Genomic DNA, 315 nt, shown 5'->3' on the forward strand with positions numbered 1-315 from the left:
ATTTCTGCATATGGATCTGATTGGTTCCGTACTCTAGTAGAAGAGCAAATTACACGATTAGATACGATTGCTGAAAAAGTAACAGAGGCAGACCGTAATCGTATGAGACAACATTTTATTTTTAGTAGTCAATATGAATATTCATTTTGGGAAATGGCTTATACTTTAGAAAAGTGGCCAGTGAATGAAGAAGTTAAAGGTGTTATTTAATAAAGAATATATAAAAGGTATCGCTATATAAAGAGGCGTTACCTTTTATTATGTTTAATTTATGTAAATATTTTGTAAATCATAGATAAAAAATATAATAATGAA

1 pseudogene is annotated in these 315 nt (G+C 28.3%); it reads left to right on the forward strand.

Annotation, left to right across the window (positions count from 1 at the left end):
• Window positions 1-210, forward strand: a pseudogene (locus V7038_RS25700) (thiaminase II); the annotation flags it as partial.
• Window positions 211-315 lie beyond the last annotated feature (105 nt).

This window comes from Bacillus sp. JJ783 (assembly GCF_036963225.1).
In the GTDB taxonomy this organism is placed as follows: Bacteria; Bacillota; Bacilli; order Bacillales; family Bacillaceae_G; genus Bacillus_A; species Bacillus_A cereus_U.